13 protein-coding genes are annotated in these 17,347 nt (G+C 36.5%); 3 read left to right on the forward strand and 10 right to left on the reverse strand.

Annotation, left to right across the window (positions count from 1 at the left end):
* Positions 1–35: 35 nt before the first annotated feature.
* Together F565_RS0109475 and F565_RS0109480 are read right to left on the reverse strand one after the other, a co-directional pair.
* Positions 36–1,019 (reverse strand): aldo/keto reductase, encoded by a 984-nt coding sequence (locus F565_RS0109475; protein WP_020212984.1) that lies wholly within the window; start codon positions 1,017–1,019, stop codon positions 36–38.
* Between the two features lie 103 nt (positions 1,020–1,122).
* The gene (locus tag F565_RS0109480) at positions 1,123–1,605 is read right to left on the reverse strand and encodes a hypothetical protein (protein WP_026299980.1); all 483 of its coding nucleotides are present in this window, start codon (positions 1,603–1,605) and stop codon (positions 1,123–1,125) included.
* Positions 1,606–1,889: 284 nt separating this feature from the next.
* Between F565_RS0109480 and F565_RS0109485 the strand changes: the two genes are divergently transcribed.
* Complete coding sequence (locus F565_RS0109485; RefSeq protein ID WP_020212986.1) at positions 1,890–2,321, forward strand: hypothetical protein; 432 nt, start codon at positions 1,890–1,892, stop codon at positions 2,319–2,321.
* A gap of 174 nt (positions 2,322–2,495) precedes the next feature.
* On the opposite strand, the gene F565_RS0109490 is transcribed toward F565_RS0109485, so the two are convergent.
* The 4 genes from F565_RS0109490 to F565_RS0109505 all read right to left on the reverse strand — a co-directional run bounded on the left by F565_RS0109490 (position 2,496) and on the right by F565_RS0109505 (position 6,292).
* A complete protein-coding gene (locus F565_RS0109490) occupies positions 2,496–3,971 on the reverse strand; it encodes an RICIN domain-containing protein (protein WP_020212987.1) in 1,476 nt (491 codons plus the stop codon).
* A 267-nt stretch (positions 3,972–4,238) separates the two neighbouring features.
* Positions 4,239–5,027 carry an alpha/beta hydrolase gene (locus F565_RS0109495; RefSeq protein WP_020212988.1) on the reverse strand — a complete coding sequence of 263 codons (789 nt, stop codon included), beginning with the start codon at positions 5,025–5,027 and terminating at the stop codon, positions 4,239–4,241.
* A 36-nt stretch (positions 5,028–5,063) separates the two neighbouring features.
* A complete protein-coding gene (locus tag F565_RS0109500; protein WP_244874856.1) occupies positions 5,064–5,549 on the reverse strand; it encodes a RidA family protein in 486 nt (161 codons plus the stop codon).
* A gap of 260 nt (positions 5,550–5,809) precedes the next feature.
* Positions 5,810–6,292, reverse strand: coding sequence for a hypothetical protein (locus F565_RS0109505; protein WP_231559607.1), 483 nt, complete (start codon positions 6,290–6,292; stop codon positions 5,810–5,812).
* A gap of 225 nt (positions 6,293–6,517) precedes the next feature.
* On the opposite strand from F565_RS0109505, the gene F565_RS0109510 reads away from it, so the two are divergent.
* On the forward strand, positions 6,518–7,540 hold the full coding sequence (locus F565_RS0109510; protein WP_020212991.1) for a S41 family peptidase: 1,023 nt from the start codon (positions 6,518–6,520) through the stop codon (positions 7,538–7,540).
* Between the two features lie 166 nt (positions 7,541–7,706).
* Here the strand turns inward: F565_RS0109510 and F565_RS0109515 are convergent, their stop codons facing one another.
* The 4 genes from F565_RS0109515 to F565_RS0109530 are packed head-to-tail and all read right to left on the reverse strand — an operon-like array spanning position 7,707 to position 13,844.
* Positions 7,707–9,830, reverse strand: coding sequence for a DEAD/DEAH box helicase (locus F565_RS0109515; RefSeq protein WP_020212992.1), 2,124 nt, complete (start codon positions 9,828–9,830; stop codon positions 7,707–7,709).
* Positions 9,830–11,143, reverse strand: a complete 1,314-nt coding sequence (locus F565_RS0109520) for an ATP-binding protein (protein WP_020212993.1) — start codon at positions 11,141–11,143, stop codon at positions 9,830–9,832. The genes F565_RS0109515 and F565_RS0109520 overlap by 1 nt, the downstream gene beginning before the upstream one ends.
* Positions 11,140–12,903, reverse strand: coding sequence for a tellurite resistance TerB C-terminal domain-containing protein (locus F565_RS0109525; RefSeq protein WP_020212994.1), 1,764 nt, complete (start codon positions 12,901–12,903; stop codon positions 11,140–11,142). Before F565_RS0109525 ends, F565_RS0109520 begins: the two co-directional genes overlap by 4 nt.
* Before the next feature lie 35 nt (positions 12,904–12,938).
* Entirely contained in the window at positions 12,939–13,844 is a 906-nt protein-coding gene (locus tag F565_RS0109530; protein WP_020212995.1) for a BRCT domain-containing protein, read from the reverse strand.
* A gap of 1,652 nt (positions 13,845–15,496) precedes the next feature.
* Between F565_RS0109530 and F565_RS0109535 the strand changes: the two genes are divergently transcribed.
* The gene (locus F565_RS0109535; RefSeq protein WP_169336020.1) at positions 15,497–17,326 is read left to right on the forward strand and encodes a T9SS type A sorting domain-containing protein; all 1,830 of its coding nucleotides are present in this window, start codon (positions 15,497–15,499) and stop codon (positions 17,324–17,326) included.
* Positions 17,327–17,347 lie beyond the last annotated feature (21 nt).

Here is a 17,347-nt window from a genome sequence, read left to right on the forward strand (position 1 = left end):
ATTGTAAATTTTAAGAAATTAAGCCTGAAAATTCACTAATAAACACCTCTTATTTGCGGCTTTATTTTAGCATCATATAAACTGCGTAAACGGGTATGAACATCATTGCCAAGCGGCACTAATGCAGATGCTGCCACATTACCCTGAACCTGGTTTACAGAGCTTGCGCCCGGTATAACGGTTGTTATGGCTGGGTGGTCTAATATCCAGCGGATAGATTGCTGTGCCAAATTACCTTTGGGCAATAACGCCTTAATTTCTTCGGCAAGGGCAACGCCCTCTTTAAATTCAACGCCCGAGAAGGTTTCGCCCACATTAAATGCGCCGCCATCGGCATTGTAATTACGGTGGTCTTTCTCTGCAAAGATGGTATTGGCGTTAAACTTACCGGTTAGCAGTCCGCTTGCAAGCGGTACACGTGCAATAAGTGCTGTACCCTGCTGCTGTGCGGTATCAAAAAACTCGTTGGCCAAATGCTGGCGGAACAGGTTAAATATAATTTGCAGTGATGCAACATCTTCATGCTCCAGGCAAATAAGTGCTTCTTCGGCAGTTTCTACACTTACGCCAAAGTGTTTTATAAGGCCTTCGCTTTGCAGCTTTCGCAAATGATCGAACACATCGCCTTTGCGTAATTCTTCGGTAGGGATGCAATGCAATTGCTCTAAAAATAATTGGTCTACGCCTAAGTGCGTTAATGAATCTTCTACATGGCGCTTAATGGCATCATAAGTAAAGTTTTGTGGCCAGCCGTTAGGCGCATCGTGCCTGCGGCCCAGTTTTGTGGCTACAAATAATTGTTTAGGAGACGTTTTTAAAAATTCGCCTATAAATTTTTCGCTTACCCCCATGCCGTAAACATCGGCAGTATCTATAAAGTTTCCGCCGGCATCTGTATATGCCTGTAATATTTCAAAAGCCTGGTCGCTGTTTACCACACCCCAGTCGGCGCTGCCTAACTGCCAAGTGCCTAATCCAACTTCGGCTATATTTTCTCCCTTAAAATTTCTGTAGTTCATTATGTAAGGTGTAATTGTAGTGTATCGTTATTATGGCACAAATATCTGATATTTTTTACAGAATCTAAGCTTTTGACTGTAAGAAGAAAGTGCTGTATAGTACCTATAATTCTATGAGTACCACATGGCTTATTTTGTAAGCATCGCCAATTTTTGAAACGGTAACATCGGTACAATTGGTTGTATTGCTGTAAGATTCTGTATAACAGGCTTTGTATATATCCTTTTTAGTATGTTTTATAGTAAGCGTTTTCAGTATAGAAATGTCACCATCCTGTGCATTAATAAAAGGATCGGAATCTAAACTTGCCTCTGCTATTTTTTTAGTAAGTTGTGGCGTGCAGTATTTTTTTATAACAGCATCTGTTTGCTGCGCACTCGTATGTGTAGTGTCGGCAAAAGCCGTAACATATTCCTTATAAAAAGAATTAAGCATTGTTATCGCTTCGTCGTTGCCGGTATCATTGTTATTGGTTACAGGAATAGTTGGTTCCCCGGTTTTAGTAACATCACCGTTGGGTGTTTCTGTTTTGGTAGTACAGGCAAATAAGCAAATCAGCAATGCCATTGTAAATAATTTTTTCATTTAATATATTTTTAGGTTGAATGGATTAACTAATCAGTGATGTAAAGGTACAGCGTGCTTAAATTTAATCAAAGCCGTATTCAGGATGTTCCCGAACAATTTATTTTGTTAAAGAAATATGAATTTTTGTGGATTATGCTCCACATACTGTGGAATTCCTCAATTTTTCAGAAGTATAGCTTTTAAGGTTAAGTTGCATAAAATCAGTGTACTAATAGACGGTTAGCGATTTTGGTATGGTTCTTTCATTTACTTAAACAGAAATAACAATAAAACTATACATCATGAAAAATTTATTTTTAGGTGCTTTCATGCTGGCATTTACAGCAGTAGCCACAGCTCAAACCGATAAAGCAACACAAACTACATCACCTGCAACTACAACCCAACAGGCTACAACAACTACAGCGCAACCAGCAACAATTGCAACCGCACAGCCGGGAGTAACTGCTACAACCACCCAGACAAATGCTACGGCAACTGCACAACCTGTGGCAGCAACGGCAGACCAGGGTGATTATAATAAAATAGAGCAGTCGCAAATTGCACCTGCAGTACTTAAAACAGCTGTTGCAAAATATAAAGATTATGCCCTTGTAGAAGCGCTAATTGCAGAAGATGGAAGCAACTATAAACTGGTACTTACTAAAGACGGTAAAGACGTTGCAGCTTACTACAAAAGCAATGGTGAATTTATAAAAGAAGAAACCGTGTAACTTACGGTGCCATAAATAAGTTAAGTAACAAAGTTAATTGAAAAAAGAGAGATCATTACGGTCTCTCTTTTTGTATTTATTGTTATTTGCTATAGAACTCGTCTTGACTTTTTTGATTGAAGCGAAAAGATCATTTTGCAGCCAATTGAAAAAAGTCAAGATGAGTTCATTATATTATGGCGTGGCTATTGTCCATTGCTGGTTGTAGCCGTTGTTCCAGTACCACTGAATGATGTCTCCGCCATTCCAGGTAGAACCACCATTAACATCGAGCGACTGGCTGCTGTTCTTGTTGATTATTTTGTAATAGCCAAAACCAATATCTGTAACCTGCCACTGCTGGTTGTTACCGCCGGAATAATCCCACTGTATTATACCTGCACCTGCATTTGTAGAACCTCCGTTTACATCTAAGCCCTTGCCGCTGTTTCTGTTAATTATAGAAAAGTTACCGTTTCCTGTACTGTTAAAACTCCATTGCTGGTTGTTGCCGCCAGAGTAATCCCACTGTATAATGTTACCGCCATTGTTTGTACTGCCGCCATTAACATCTATTGATTTGCCACTGTTCCTGTTTACTATTTTGTAAAAATCGCTGCCTGAAAAGTTTGCATAAAAAGGATTTGCCGTGCCGCTGCCCCATGCATACTGCAGCCTGCTAAGCCCCGATTCGTTATTTTTTGTAAGTGTGCCGTTATTATAAGTAAACATACTGTAAGAATCGTTTGTGCGAAGTCCCGGCCAGTACACGCTGCCCATGCCTTTGTCATGAAGCTGTGCCGTAATGCCCTGAAGGTAGGTTACCTCATTATCATAACCCGGAGCCGATGTAAATGCTTTACCATTTGTCATAGGTACGCCAAACTCGGTCATTACAGTTCTTTCAGGTTGGGCAATATCTAATACAGGCCTTTCCCAGTCGGCTGTGGTTTGGTAGGCACCCGTAAACCATGTGTAATAGTGAAAAGATAAAAGACAGCCGTTAAAACGCGCATCATTTCCTATTTCGTTAACCCCTGTTGCATAGCCGGTACCGTCTAAAAGTATCCTGCGTTTAGGTACATCAGGGTACTTTTCAAGCCATTGTGCATAAAGCCCTTTAAGGTCGGCTTCGCTGTAACCGTGCGGCTCGTTCATGATTTCGAAATACACATTCTGGTTGCCTTTATACTTGGCAACTAGCTTATCCCACATAGACCAAAAGCCACTGCCGGTACCGTCTACCTTACCATCTTTAGACGAATTACCTTCCCAGTATGCCACAATAACCTTCATGTCTGATGCTGCCGTCTGGCTGATTACAGAAGCATATTTAGGCCAGTAATTTTGTAAAACAGTTGGTGGGTTAACGGGCAAGCGAACCGTATTGGCACCATTTGCCTTAAAGCCGGAGAGTATAGTGGTTGTTTTGGTTGCTATGGTGCTCTCGTTATCGTTCATTTCAAGGCCGGAAAGGATAAGCCAGTTATCAACAAAGTTATCCCTGGTATCTGCCCAGTTTACACCCTTAAAGTTTCTGGTAGATGATGTTATCGTATCAGATGCTGCAAGTGTTTCAGGTACATCTGCATTAACCTCTTTAGGCTGGTTATCGTCGCTGCAAGATGCCAGCAGTCCGGCCACAAATAAATAAGTAAAAATTTTTTTCATAATTGGTTTAATTTGGTTTCGTGTGTAACTATATGGGAATGCTATAGTGAAAATAACTATAACGTTATAGTGAGGCAAATTAAACTTAATTTTATTGGGATTATGGGTGGTATATTGGAAAATTAAAGGGGTGAAATTCGCCGTTTAATAGCTTAAGCTAATGATAGCCGACTTTTATAGTTATAACCGAAATTAAAATGAAAAAGCCCGGTTACGCACACCGGGCTTTAAGAAAAAAAACATTGACTAAACTAACCTTAAGGTTTATTATTTTGTGCTTGTGGCAGCAGTAACAATGACTGCGGCAACTTTAGCAGGCTGAGATATAAATATAGTATGGCTGCCCTTAACCTCTGTTACTTTAAAATTAGCGCGCTTGTACATATTGCGTTCAATATCCGGGTTGATAGATTTGTCTTCGGTAGCAACAATGCCATAGCTTGGTTTGGTTTTCCAGGCAGCAGTAGTTACTTTATCACTAAAACACCTGCCAAATATTGGCCCCTGAGATGCATACATAAAGGCAGCAAGCTCTTTACTGGAGTCGGCGGCAAAGCCAGCGTGAAATTTAGCTTTATCATAATAAATTACTCCTTTTTCATCCGGAGGCAGTATGCCATTCTCTGGTGCTGCAGGAAGCGACGATGCCCATTGTGATGTAGTTTCGCCATCGCCGGGAGCAAATGCAGCAATATAAACAAGGCCTACAACTTTAGGGTTGTTACCGGCTTGTGTTATTACCGTTCCACCCCACGAGTGGCCTACAAGTATTACAGGCCCGTCTTGTTTGTCTATTATCCTGTTTGCGGTGTCTACATCATCCTGTAATGATGTTAAGGGGTTTTGTACCACACTTACATTATAGCCCTGTTTAGTAAGAATATCAAACACCCCTTTAAAGCCTGAACCATCGGCAAAGGCGCCGTGTACTATTACAATATTTTTTACCTTAGGGGCAGCCTGTGCTGCCACATTTGTAGTTGATAACGAGGCAACAATTAATGTTGCGGCTAAAAATGTTCTTTTTAGCTGACTGAAGCGATTTGTTGATTTCATTTTTATTGGTTTTATGTATTAAAGTTTATAGTTGTTTTAATCTTCTATCTCTACGATCATCTCTACTTCTACAGGCCAGCCCTGTGGCAATGATGCAACCCCAACCGCCGACCTTGAATGGATACCTTTAGTGCCAAAGATTTCGACCATAACGTCAGAAAATCCGTTAATTACCTTAGGCTGGTCTATAAAAATATCAGTACCATTTACAAACCCGGTGACTTTTACAATATGCTTTACTTTTTTAAGGTCGCCCAGTTCTGCCTTTAAAACGGCTATTTGCGCAATGGCACAAAGCCTTGCTGCGGCATAGCCCTTTTCTGTAGTCAGGTCTTTACCAAGTTTACCGGTTGTGTATTGACCGTTTTCCTGCAACGGGCCTCTGCCTGACAGGTATAATAGATTGCCAACCCTTACAACACTGGTGTAAGTGCCTATAGAGGCTGGTATAGCAGGCAGTATAATCCTTTTTGCAATAAGTATCTCCTCGGGTGTTTGTGCTGTTGCTGTAAATGCTAACAAGAATAAACAGATTACTAAAGCCTTGTTTTTCATAGTGGTATATTGGTTGCTATATGTATTCCAATAAATAAACCATACTCTTAAGATTCTTTAAATCAATTGTTTATGTTTTTTTGAAAATTTAGCACTTTACGGCATTTCATAAATTTATGAGTAAAATTTTAGAATTGAGTAAATGTAAGAAGTTGAAAAATAAATAATTGGATAAAAAAAAGCAGCACATTGCTGTACTGCTTTTAGTTTTGTAGCCGTATAAGTTTCTAAGCAATAGTTTTATCAGCTTCTTTTCTATTAAGCAGTAAAAGTAATCCTAAAGCGAAAACCAGGCAGCTAACTACCATACAAATTCCGTTTTTCAATACAAAAAACGAAATGCCTACTGCCGGGGCAACCGCTATAACCATTAACGCACTTAAGGTATTCGTTTTGATAAAATTTGCTGCGTGTAATGCCAGGCCTATATAAAGAAGCGATGGGCCAATAATAACAAAGGGATATACAATAGCCGGGGTATTGCTTATATGTTCGCTTAATGCTACTTTGGCTGAATCGTTATTGCCAAAACTCCACATAATAAAGTCTATGGTACACAAACCTACGTGGGCAATAATACCTAATGTTGTTACAAAAGAAGCGACTGAATTAAGGGTGTTTTTTGGAAATACCCTATTGAATGAAAACAGCAACACTGCCCCAATTAGATTAAACCAGTGTGCAAAATCTATCGGTTTCTGAAAATACATTTGTTTAGAGCCCAAAGAAAATAGTATATAGCTTAGTAAGAAAAATGCTAAACCTATCGTACAAGTACTTTTTGCGTTCATAGTTTATTGTTTGAACGAATATAAACAAAAAGCTGTGTAGTAAGTTAAATAAAAAATAAGGACACCGTAAAGTGTAACAATTGCAGTCTTTTTTGGTCTATTAATGTTACTTAGCATGTTTCAACTAAAATTCTACGGTAATTTATGAAAAAAGTATTCGCACTGTTATTTATTTTCTCACTTCATTTAAATGCCCAACAAACGTCAGCATCTAAGGATAGTATTTCGGTATTTTATGGTAAGTTGTTCTCGGCCTTAAAAAAGGAATATTTGTATAAAGATAAAACAGACTGGAAAGTGGTTGAGGCCGAAACCAATAAAAATTTACTGCAATATGAAAATTTTAAAGAGTCTTTAAAAGAGGTGGCAGTATTGTTTGGTAAAATTGAGGCAACACACTGTAAAGTATTTTATCAGGATAAAGGATATAGTGTGCCGGTAAAATTCCTGCCTGAAAATTTTAGCGATCAATGGAAAGCTAAATATGCCTCTAAGCCTGCCTTTGAAGCTAAAGTGATCGACGGTAAATATGCTTATATTTTAATACCTGCCATAACGTTTAGCGATGTTAGTTCTAAAAATATTCATAAAATAGCACAGCCACTGTATGATAAAATAGCGGCCCTTAAAACACAAAACAATATTGAAGGCTGGATCATAGATTTACGCTTTAATACTGGCGGAAATATTTACCCTATGTTGCTCGCTCTATATGATTTATTAGGAGATGACAACGTTTGGGGTACGCTTGATATTAATAAAAAACAGATAGGTACAATAGAATTATCGGGAGGTAAGTATATAGATAATTCCAGCAAGGTATCTTACATAGACCCAAAAGGAGTGTTGCTTGATAAAGCAAAAGTGGCTGTAATAACAGGGAGCTTAACGGCAAGTTCGGGCGAAGTAACAGCTATGGCATTTAAAGGTCGGCCAAATGCCATCTTTATAGGCGAGCAAACAATGGGAATGACAACATCAAATTCTATGAGGTCGCTGCCCTATGGTGCTACACTGGTTTTAAGCATCGCCTACGACTGTGACAGAAACGGAGTTTTTTACGAGCACATTGTCCCGGACATTGCTATTTCTAAAAAGGATAATCTTGACGATCTGTTATCAGATGAAAATATCCAGGAAGCTATAAAATTTATAGACAAAAAATAATATGCAATATTATAGTACAAAAAAACCCGCTCCATTTGCATGAAGCGGGTCTTGTAGCCTCATCCGAGCAAATGCCGAACTATTTTGAGGAAGATTTGGAACGTTTATCCAAACTTATATTGCCCCCAAATTAAAGAGCCCCCTTTTACAAGTAAATTTGATTAAATTAAAGGTTACTAACTATTTTTATATGTTCTAAAAAATCCATTGCCCCGTCTATGTCATAATATTTTTGACGCATTATACTAATCTGAAATTTATGAGGTAGCAATCCTCCCCATTTAGAATCGGGCAAAATCCCATTAGAGATCCTATCGCCTATATAACTATCCCAGTCCTCCCGTTGTCCCGGCAATTGCAAAAGCTCATGATGTGACGCTATAGCGGTTATATCAAATTTAAAACTGCTGGTATATTCATCATAATTAGCATCGAGGTCACGCATATTGTATAACAAATTTAATGTTCGGTTTATCTTTGTTCCGGCAAAAGTATAATAGCGCAAGTGTTTTTCTGAGATGAGCATTGGCCTCTCATTATCAATATCCATAATTTTAAAAGTAGCAAAATCATCCCTCATTTCTTTTAACTTGTTAAGGCAGGCTTCATTTAAAAAATCATAATCATCATAATCATATAATATTTGCAGCATCTTTTGCCGTACTTTAACATCTGTAACGCCACCGCCTCCAAAAAATTTAGGAGGCTTACCGTCTTTTGCCGTAAGTACCTCAATCTTTTTTGCTTTAAAATCTACAAATATTATTTTCCATATCTTGGCAGCCAGCAGGATATTCTCATCTTCCCTAATTTGAGGTGACCAGGGTATCTCGCCAATAGCATATCCGGCATTTACTACTTTAAAACTTTCTTCTATGGTAAAGACAGTATAAAAATCTTTACTATTAACTATCTTTTCTCCCTCAACACCTATAATTACTTCATGCTGCAATTTTTCCAGCATATCGTTTACAATAAGATGGCCTATAATTTCTATTATCTCACATTCCTCAATCTCCTTAAAAGCAAAATTGCCTTTTAGTCTTAAAATTAGTTCTGATACTAATATACCAGAATGCCCTTTTACGATAGAAAGCGCCTGGTGCAGTAATAAGTCATAAGGCTTTTTGCAAATGGCAGGCGGCTCTATATACCCTTCCTTATATAACAGCCAGCATGCTACAGATTGTAATAAACTCCACTTTTCGGTAGCATACAGGAACAGGTTACTTGTAGCTCCCTCCCTGCGGCCACTCCTGCCCACACGCTGTATTAACGATGCTATACTATTTGTAGCATCTATTTGTACAACTTCATCTACATTGCCAATATCTATACCAAGTTCTAATGTAGATGTACAGGCAATACAAAAATTATGATGGTTGCTGTTTTTTGCAAAATACTCTACATATTCTCTTACTTCTTTGTGCACAGATGAGTGATGCGAAAAATAATTAGGATGCCCTTTTACCCTGTCTGATATTTTTTTAAGATTTACCGCTATCTCTTCTGCACGCCCCCTGTTGTTAGGAAATATTAATGCTTTACTGTTACAGGTTTCTACATACAGGTCTTTTAGCAGTGCAAGGGGTGTCATACCCGGAGTATCTGCTTCAAAATATCTAAACACAGCATTTATGTCTTTCTTAGTTCTATCAAGCAATACAACTGTTTTATCTTCGTTTCCAGTAAATTTCTTAGCCTCATTATAGTCGCCTATAGTAGCTGAGAGACCAATGATCCTGAAAGAACCAACATTAATATCCTGAAGCCTTGAAAGTAACGACTTAAGCTGTATGCCCCTATCAGAGCCTATAAATGTGTGAATTTCGTCTATTACCACAAATTTTAAGTTGGCAAAAAGCTGCTTTACATTATAAGGCTTGTTTACAAACATTGCCTCTATAGATTCGGGCGTTATTAAAACAACTCCCGATGGATTTTTAATGAGCTTTTCTTTAAGCCCTTTGTTTGCCTCGCCATGCCACTTAGTCACGGTAACCTCCATGCTTTTGCACAGGTCTTCTACACGGTAAAACTGGTCGTTTATAAGGGCAATAAGGGGCGAAATATACAATACCTGTACACCCGGATCGTTAAAGTTAACTTTTGAAAGGATAGGCAAAAAAGCAGCTTCGGTTTTACCCGAAGCTGTTCTCGATGCTAAAATATAATGGTTATCTGTGCATAATATATGCTGTATTGCAACACTCTGTATAGGCCGCAGCTGCTCCCACTGCTTATCTCTTATGTATTTACGGATGGGTTCTGATAACAGATCGAACGACATTATAATTCTTCTATGCTATCCATTAAAACCTTATCCGGCCTTTCGTCTGAAATCTCTATATCGCCAAATAATTTTGCCTTGTCAAGATCAGGGTTTTGCCTGATGATATTAAGGATGTTTAAGAAATCACGGATAACCTCACGTGGTGTAAGAAATTCTGATGCTCCCGGTTTATTAAACATTTCTTCCATAAAGCCAAGTACATCATCATCTGTAATATTTGTTGTAACCTTATAATTAATATCAAAAATGGCCTTTAGCTTTTTTAGCAGCACAAAAATCTCATTATGGTCTAACGGGAAAAGTTTTATAACAGGCTGTGCAAAATCACGTATTTCGGCAGTTTCAAATTTATTGGTTTGCAAACGCGATTTAAGGGCATGATAGCTAAACAGCCCCCTGCGTTCGTTCTCTAATACTTCTTTAGTCCCGGCAAAATTTATAAACAGGTTGCTTACCCTGCCCTGAAAACAGTCATTATAAATAGAAAGTATCTTTTCATAATTCTTTTCACGCATTGCTGCTGTAGATATCTTGTAAAGGTTTATTGCCTCATCCAGGTTTATCATAAAGCCGCTATATCCCATGCTAACAAACAGCTTGCAAAAGTTTTTAAGCATATCGTAGTAGTTAAGGTCGGTTATAATTTCCCTAACTCCTAAATCCTGTCTTGCTTCAGTTTTGGTATTGTATTCGCCTTTTAACCACTTTAAAGCATTTCTCCTTAGCTGCTCGTCATTTTTTATGTAACCCTCATAGTATTTCATTACAACGGTACCAAAATCAAAACCACCAACTTCGGTTATCTCATTAATGGTTTTTATAATATTGTTTCGGATCAGGTTAAGGTATTGTTCATCCCTTATGTTTCCCAGTGGTATATTGTTGTCCTGGGCGGTTTTCATAACTACCTGCTCAATCCATTTTTCTAAAAGCGTAGGTAGTGCTCCACCTTCGGGCTTGGTTTGTATTGCTACATTATCCATTATAGCAGCATAAAGCGCTGCGCCCTTTCCATCGGTAGAGTAGAGCCTGTTATCCGGCGTAAAATCGGCATTTGCTACTACAAATTTTTGCTTTAAGGCAACTGTATTAAGCAAATGGAGCATGAACGATTTACCCGAACCAAAATCGCCTATCCAAAATTTAACCATACTGTGGCCATTCTTTACATCATCTAAAGCATTTACAACAGCGTTAATTTCTTCAGATCTGCCTACGGTAATATGCTGCACTCCTATTTTAGGCACTACGCCTCCTATAAGAGAGTTTATAATGGCTGTTGCCTCTTTGGGTTTTATGTTATCTATCATTTTGCTACTATTGTTTGGTAATAATTTTCGGTTATTGTATAATATTCATCTTCTTCTTCAATCAATACATCGTCTAATGTATCATAGCACGCTTCGTTTAAACTCTCTATCAACTGATTTTTAAAAACACCTTTAGAGCGCGCAAAAATTTCTATATCATGGTGATAAACCGTTAAGTTTGCTTTTACAAACAGTTCCAGTATTTCGCATTGTATTTGGGTAAGGCTTATACCGGCATTAAACACTGAAATTTCCTGACCGGCAGTTTTGGATGTTATTTCCATAACCATTTCATCAGCATTAATTTCTTCGGTTTTAAATGCAGTGGTTTCATCCTCATATTCATCTTTAAGATACTCATTTAGCAGCTCTACAGTACCGGAATGTTTTTCGTGTACCTGCTGTATGGCATCTCTGTCTATCTGTATTTTTTTGCGTTTAGCGGCATACACTTTGGGTATAGCATTTAGTGCTTTGTCAAGTTCTTTATCGTTAACCATCTCACTAACTATAATCTGGAAATTATGCAGCTGCTCATTGGTTGTAAACAAGCTTTTTTGTATTGTTTTTGCTAATGGTTTATTGTCAAATTTTACAGATTTCAGGTCGTAATGCAAGTAATAAATATATAACCTTAGCGAAGCTATTTTATCATACTGTGCCATGAATTTTGACGCTTCGTAAAAAATATTCTCTACCGCAGGGTTGCGTTTGTTCAGGTTGCCTAATATAATAAAATCACTTACAAATTGCTTACTATCGCCTTTATAAACATTAGTAAGTTCGTCATATTTAATTTTCCATCGGGCTGGGTTTTGGGCATTCAGTTCCAGTTCTGCATCACGGTTGGGGTAAGATAGCGTAGGCGCATAAATTGCCAGTGCTTTTTGTAATCGTATTATAAGCTTGCCGTGATATTCATTATTAATATCTATAGATGTATACGCTATATCGGTGTTTAATTTGCGCTTGTGCCCATAATACTCTCTTACGGCATTTTCGCAATGCTTAAAAATATTTGAATGCATTTCATTCACAACTGTTTCTAAAGAGTATTTATAGTTACCGCTTCCTTTTACAAATTTAAAATGTTGTATAGCTATTATATCTGCTATTTTAATTAGCTCAGCATCCAGCGTCGAAGTTTCCTTTTGGTATATTTCATTAAGCCGCTTAATTGCAACAAGATAAAGTTTTAAAACTTCAAGGCCACAAAATTCGATATTAAAAAAATTGTTGTCAGGGTTGTACAATTTGTTTAATAAAACTACATCATCATTTCCCAGGTTAAGTTTGGTTTTATATTTAGATCCCAGTTTCCAATAATCTTCGTTATAACTCCCTTCATAAAAATTCTCTTCACGCCGCAATCTTTCAATAGCATCATTATCGCCTCTTGCATTCAGTTTCTGGATTAAAAATTTAATACCATATATTTTTGTTTTAGGGTAATGCGTACCCAGTACTTTTAATTGTAGTTCTAAACGGGCAGCATCTTTATGGTTCTCATAGTCGTTTAAAAGATCGAAAAGTAATATAAAGGCATAATTGCTATTACCCTGGATATCCATATAGATCTCACCAAGGAAATTTGCCCTGAATGTTTTATAAAAAGTGCGCTGCTCTTTACCGGCATTATTTATTTCGGCATAGGAAGACACATATTCGTGGCCCCAATAAGGAACATCGCGACGACTTGCAGAATTACTTTGCGGCAAAGTAAATGACTGGCCGGTAACATCTATAATTGATTCATCCATGAGTAGTAATTGATTTTTAAGTTACAATTTGGGAACTAAGACAATAGATCGTCTATAACATCCGAAAAATCAAACTCATGAATAAGCATTATTGTATGGCCGTCTTTTCTTAAGTTAACCGCTTTCTCAACCTTTCTGCCGTAGCATGAAAATGCCCATGCGGGGTTACCATTATCGCCCACAATCAGGTAGTCTGTCTTTTTAGTAATGCTATCTGTAGGTATGCCTCCTAACTTTAGTATATCACGATGCAGGTTTTCGCGATTACCCCTTTTTAAAACTCCAGTTATACAAAACGTTTTCCCTTCAAATACCACATCAGGGTCGCTGGTACATAATCCGGAAATATTTACATCGCTTGTCTGCTCATTAATTTTAGAACTTATTTCCTTACTATGTATATTTACAAACTGTTTAAAATACGCCATTAACACAACTCTTTCTTCTTCATCTATTTTCTTGTCAGATAAAACCGAAAGTATAAGGCTTCTTAACTCATCATAAGGGTAATAGGTACTAAGATGCTCGTTTTCGTTAAGCCATTGCTTAAGGTCATAAATTTCTTTATCATTTATAACGCCGTCGGCTAATATACCGTGGCAAATACCTTGAAGGATTTGCAAATCAGATGTTACAGTATTATAGTAGTAATTATCATTTTCGTATTTTTGGCACAGCCAGTATAAATCCTCAATGCATTCCTTAGAAGGGATTTTTTCTGTAACAGCACAATCTATTACATCCATAAATTCTTTAAACGGATTGCGGTTTATGAGTTCTTTATGGTTATTTGCCCAGAGCTTAAGTTCGTTAATCTCTGCTTCGTTAACTTCACCATCTAAATTTATCCCGATTAATAAACCTTTTAAAGAGCTTATTGCTTTATCTGCCCTTGATTTAGATGTGTAAACATTTAAGGTTTGTGCTTCAATATTTTTCATTACTTATTGTTGGTTTGGTTATACCAATTTTAAGAAAAATTTTAACAGAAAGCAATATAATTTTAACATTTATAATTTTAATTATGCATCTAAAAAAAAAGGCATAAGAATAGTATTATACATTGACCTCAATTATCATTTGTCCAGTTGTTTTCAAATCCCTGTCAAACAAGAAATTACAGAAAATATTTGCCAACACTTCTTATAGTAATTCCAATGCCTCAAGTTTCGCATAAGCCTTTACAGTTATGCAACTTGTATAAACAAAAAAACCGCTCCATTTGCATGAAGCGGGTCTTGTAGCCCCCTCTGAATTTAAATCCAACTATTTACTAGAAGATTTAGAGCGTTTGGCTGATATTGCTGGGTAAAAATATTTATTTTGGTATTGTAAAAATACACTCCAAAGTATGTAAAAGATGGCAGGATAAATATTGATTTCCGATTAGGGAATAGAAAAAATATTATTGGAACAGCAAAAAGAATATCTTGACAAGTTAGGAAATAATGGATTCATTTAAAGTAATTGCTTTTTTATGATAAGTAAAATAATTAATGTCTTATTCTGTTGTTTGTGTGAGAAGATATTAGTGACGTCGTCTAGACTTTTTAAAATATGTAAAAGATAAAAAGGGTTGCCGATATTTGTTTTGCGAACTATATCAAATACAACCCAATTATGTAATATTACTGAGCAAAATTCAATAGAACAGGAAATAATTCCAAATTTACTACATGCAAACGCGGTTATAAACAGACTTCTCTGTTTCATAGATAATAAACTGCATTCTTAATAAGCTAAAAACAGGTGGGGAATGGCATCTTTTGCCTGTTAAAAGTTTATTTAGCACACAAGTTCTTAGCTACAACACAGTCTTTGGGCATTATAGAGACTTGTGTAAGCAATGGGCTTGGAAAATATGTTGGATACGACTACTTAAAAAACATAAGTCTTCATTAGACTTGTCAAGTGCAGATTTAAATGGTAGCTATACTACTGCTTCACTTAGTGGTGAAGAGGTCAGATATAAGGGAAGAAAAAAAAGAAAATAATTAGCACTCTATATCTATATGATATTCAAACACTTAATTTGGATATATCCACATCTTTGAATCATAATGACCTATTTGACATTGAACTTCAGTTTGAAGTTTTAACGGCAACACTTGAATCGTCAGAAATTCCGTAAAAGGTATATTAATTAATGCAGATGCAAGGTTTGATTCGAAATTGCGAGCAGAAAGAAATATTAGCTAACAGTGAGTATAATAGAAAGGAATAGCAGCAAGGATTCGGATTGCTCATTAAATGAATAGCTTTACAAAGAACGCAATGCTATCGAAGGGACTAATGCTTGGTTGGACAGCTACTGCTCAATTCTTAATAGGTTCGACACTACATTGACAAGTTGGATAGGATTTAATTTCCTTGCTTTTATAACTATTGCTCTTGAGAAACTAAAATATTAAGATAACTTCTATATTAACATAACATTTGTTTTGTTTTAAATTTATAAAATTTTGTTAATTAATGAAATAATATAAATATATTTGGGCACACCAACCAACAAAACAAGCTCATGCATAAAAATTGCTTATGCCTATTTTTGTGTTTCATTACTACATTTTTAAGTGCCCAAAGCCCTGGAGATGTGGATGGACATACCTTATGGCTAAAATCAGATTTATCTAATGACATTGCACTTGCGAAAGTCAAAAATGACCCCGAAACAATTAAAGCCACTCATTTTAATTTTAATAAAGTATTAGATCTTGAAAATTTAAAAAATAAACTTTATAAAAATGTAGTAGAGGAAAGGTATTCTTTTTTTGCAGTTTTTAAATCAGATACTGATCAGGAGGAATCTTTAATAAATATAAATAAAGGCAAAACCACTACATTTATCACTAATAAAGAAGTTCTTACCGATTTAGAAATGCCTTACAAGAAAGTGGATTCTAAAAAGGGAATTATCTTAAGCTTTGTTGCAGCTATAGATGAAAAAGGAAAAAAAAATAATAGCATCGCTATTGAAGATATCTTTACAAGCAATGAGGATGGTAAGCATCAGCTGATGGAGGTAATTTATTATCCCAGGATATTGAGCAGGCTTGAAAGGCAAAAAGTGGAAACCTACCTTTCAATTAAGTTCGGGCTTTCCATAGTTGGAGATTTTAATTACACAAACACTGCAAATGACACCATCTGGGATTTCAAAAAAAATAAAGTATTTAACAAAAGGGTAACAGGTATTGGCAGGGATGACGCTTCAGGACTTTACCAAAAGCAATCGGGCAATGCTGAAAAGGATGGAATTTACATTGGATTGGGAATAATTGATACTACCAATGCAGGCAATAAAAACACTTTTGATAATAATACATTTTTACTATGGGGCGATAGTGGAGAGAGTACGTCGTTTAATAAATCTAAAAAAAATGATGATATAAAAGTAATGAAACGTCTCTGGAAAATGCAATGTTTTTTTAAGGAGAGTTTTCATACTATTAACACCCAGGTGCGCATTAATAAAAGTGAAATTGCTTTTACCGGGACGGGTGCTACTGATAGCGAAAGCATCTGGCTTGCCATAAATGATGATGCGGCCACAACATTTAATTATGGTACAGCGCGTTATATTAAGCAATCTAATGAGGATGAGGAGTTTATCTATTTTAATGACGTAGCTTGGGATTTAGATAATGATAGAACCGATATTTTTACTTTCATAAAAGGCCCTGATTTCTTTTTTGAAGCAGACGCGCTTACAGATTGTTCTTTACCGCTGCCGGGTGCTATCAATGTTGCTATCGCGGGCGGCAAGCCTCCTTATGAAATTGCAGTAACATCTAAAGCTGTAAGTAAGAAGCAAATAATTACTAGAGAAAATTATGGGTTTATAAGTTTACCCGCCGATAATTATACAGTTACCGTTACCGATAGTAAAAAAAATAGTAAGACATTAAATATAAGCCTTGATCGTTTTGCCGATATAAACCTCTCCTTGAAATCAACATGGTATCTTGGCAATAATAAGCAGGTACAGGTTTCGGCCATAACCCCCGAAAATATACAAACAAAATTTACTTACAAATGGCTAAAAGATGGAGAAATTCATTCTGCCGATGAACAATTTACTGCGGTACAAACAGGCGACTATTTATTGAAGATAGCAAACAATAATGGCTGTGAAAAAGAATTTCCATTTAAAGTCTTACCAGCGGCTAATGTAAATTCTGGGTGGACCGCATATCCTAATCCTACTAAAGCTTCTCAGCCATTTTACATTAGGTTTAACCTTAACAAAGAAGCAAAGGTAACTGTTAAAATAAATTCTATGGAAGGTAAATCTTATGTAGTTAAAGATCTTGGCCTCATAAAAGAGTATACATATACAGATTCTTTATTAACAGCAGGCGTATACCTGATCACAGCAACAATAAACAATATTGATGAGGCTGTAAAACTTATTATAGAATAGTTTTTCTAACACTACCTTATT

The sequence above is a fragment of the Flavobacterium rivuli WB 3.3-2 = DSM 21788 genome (assembly GCF_000378485.1).
GTDB lineage: Bacteria > Bacteroidota > Bacteroidia > Flavobacteriales > Flavobacteriaceae > Flavobacterium > Flavobacterium rivuli.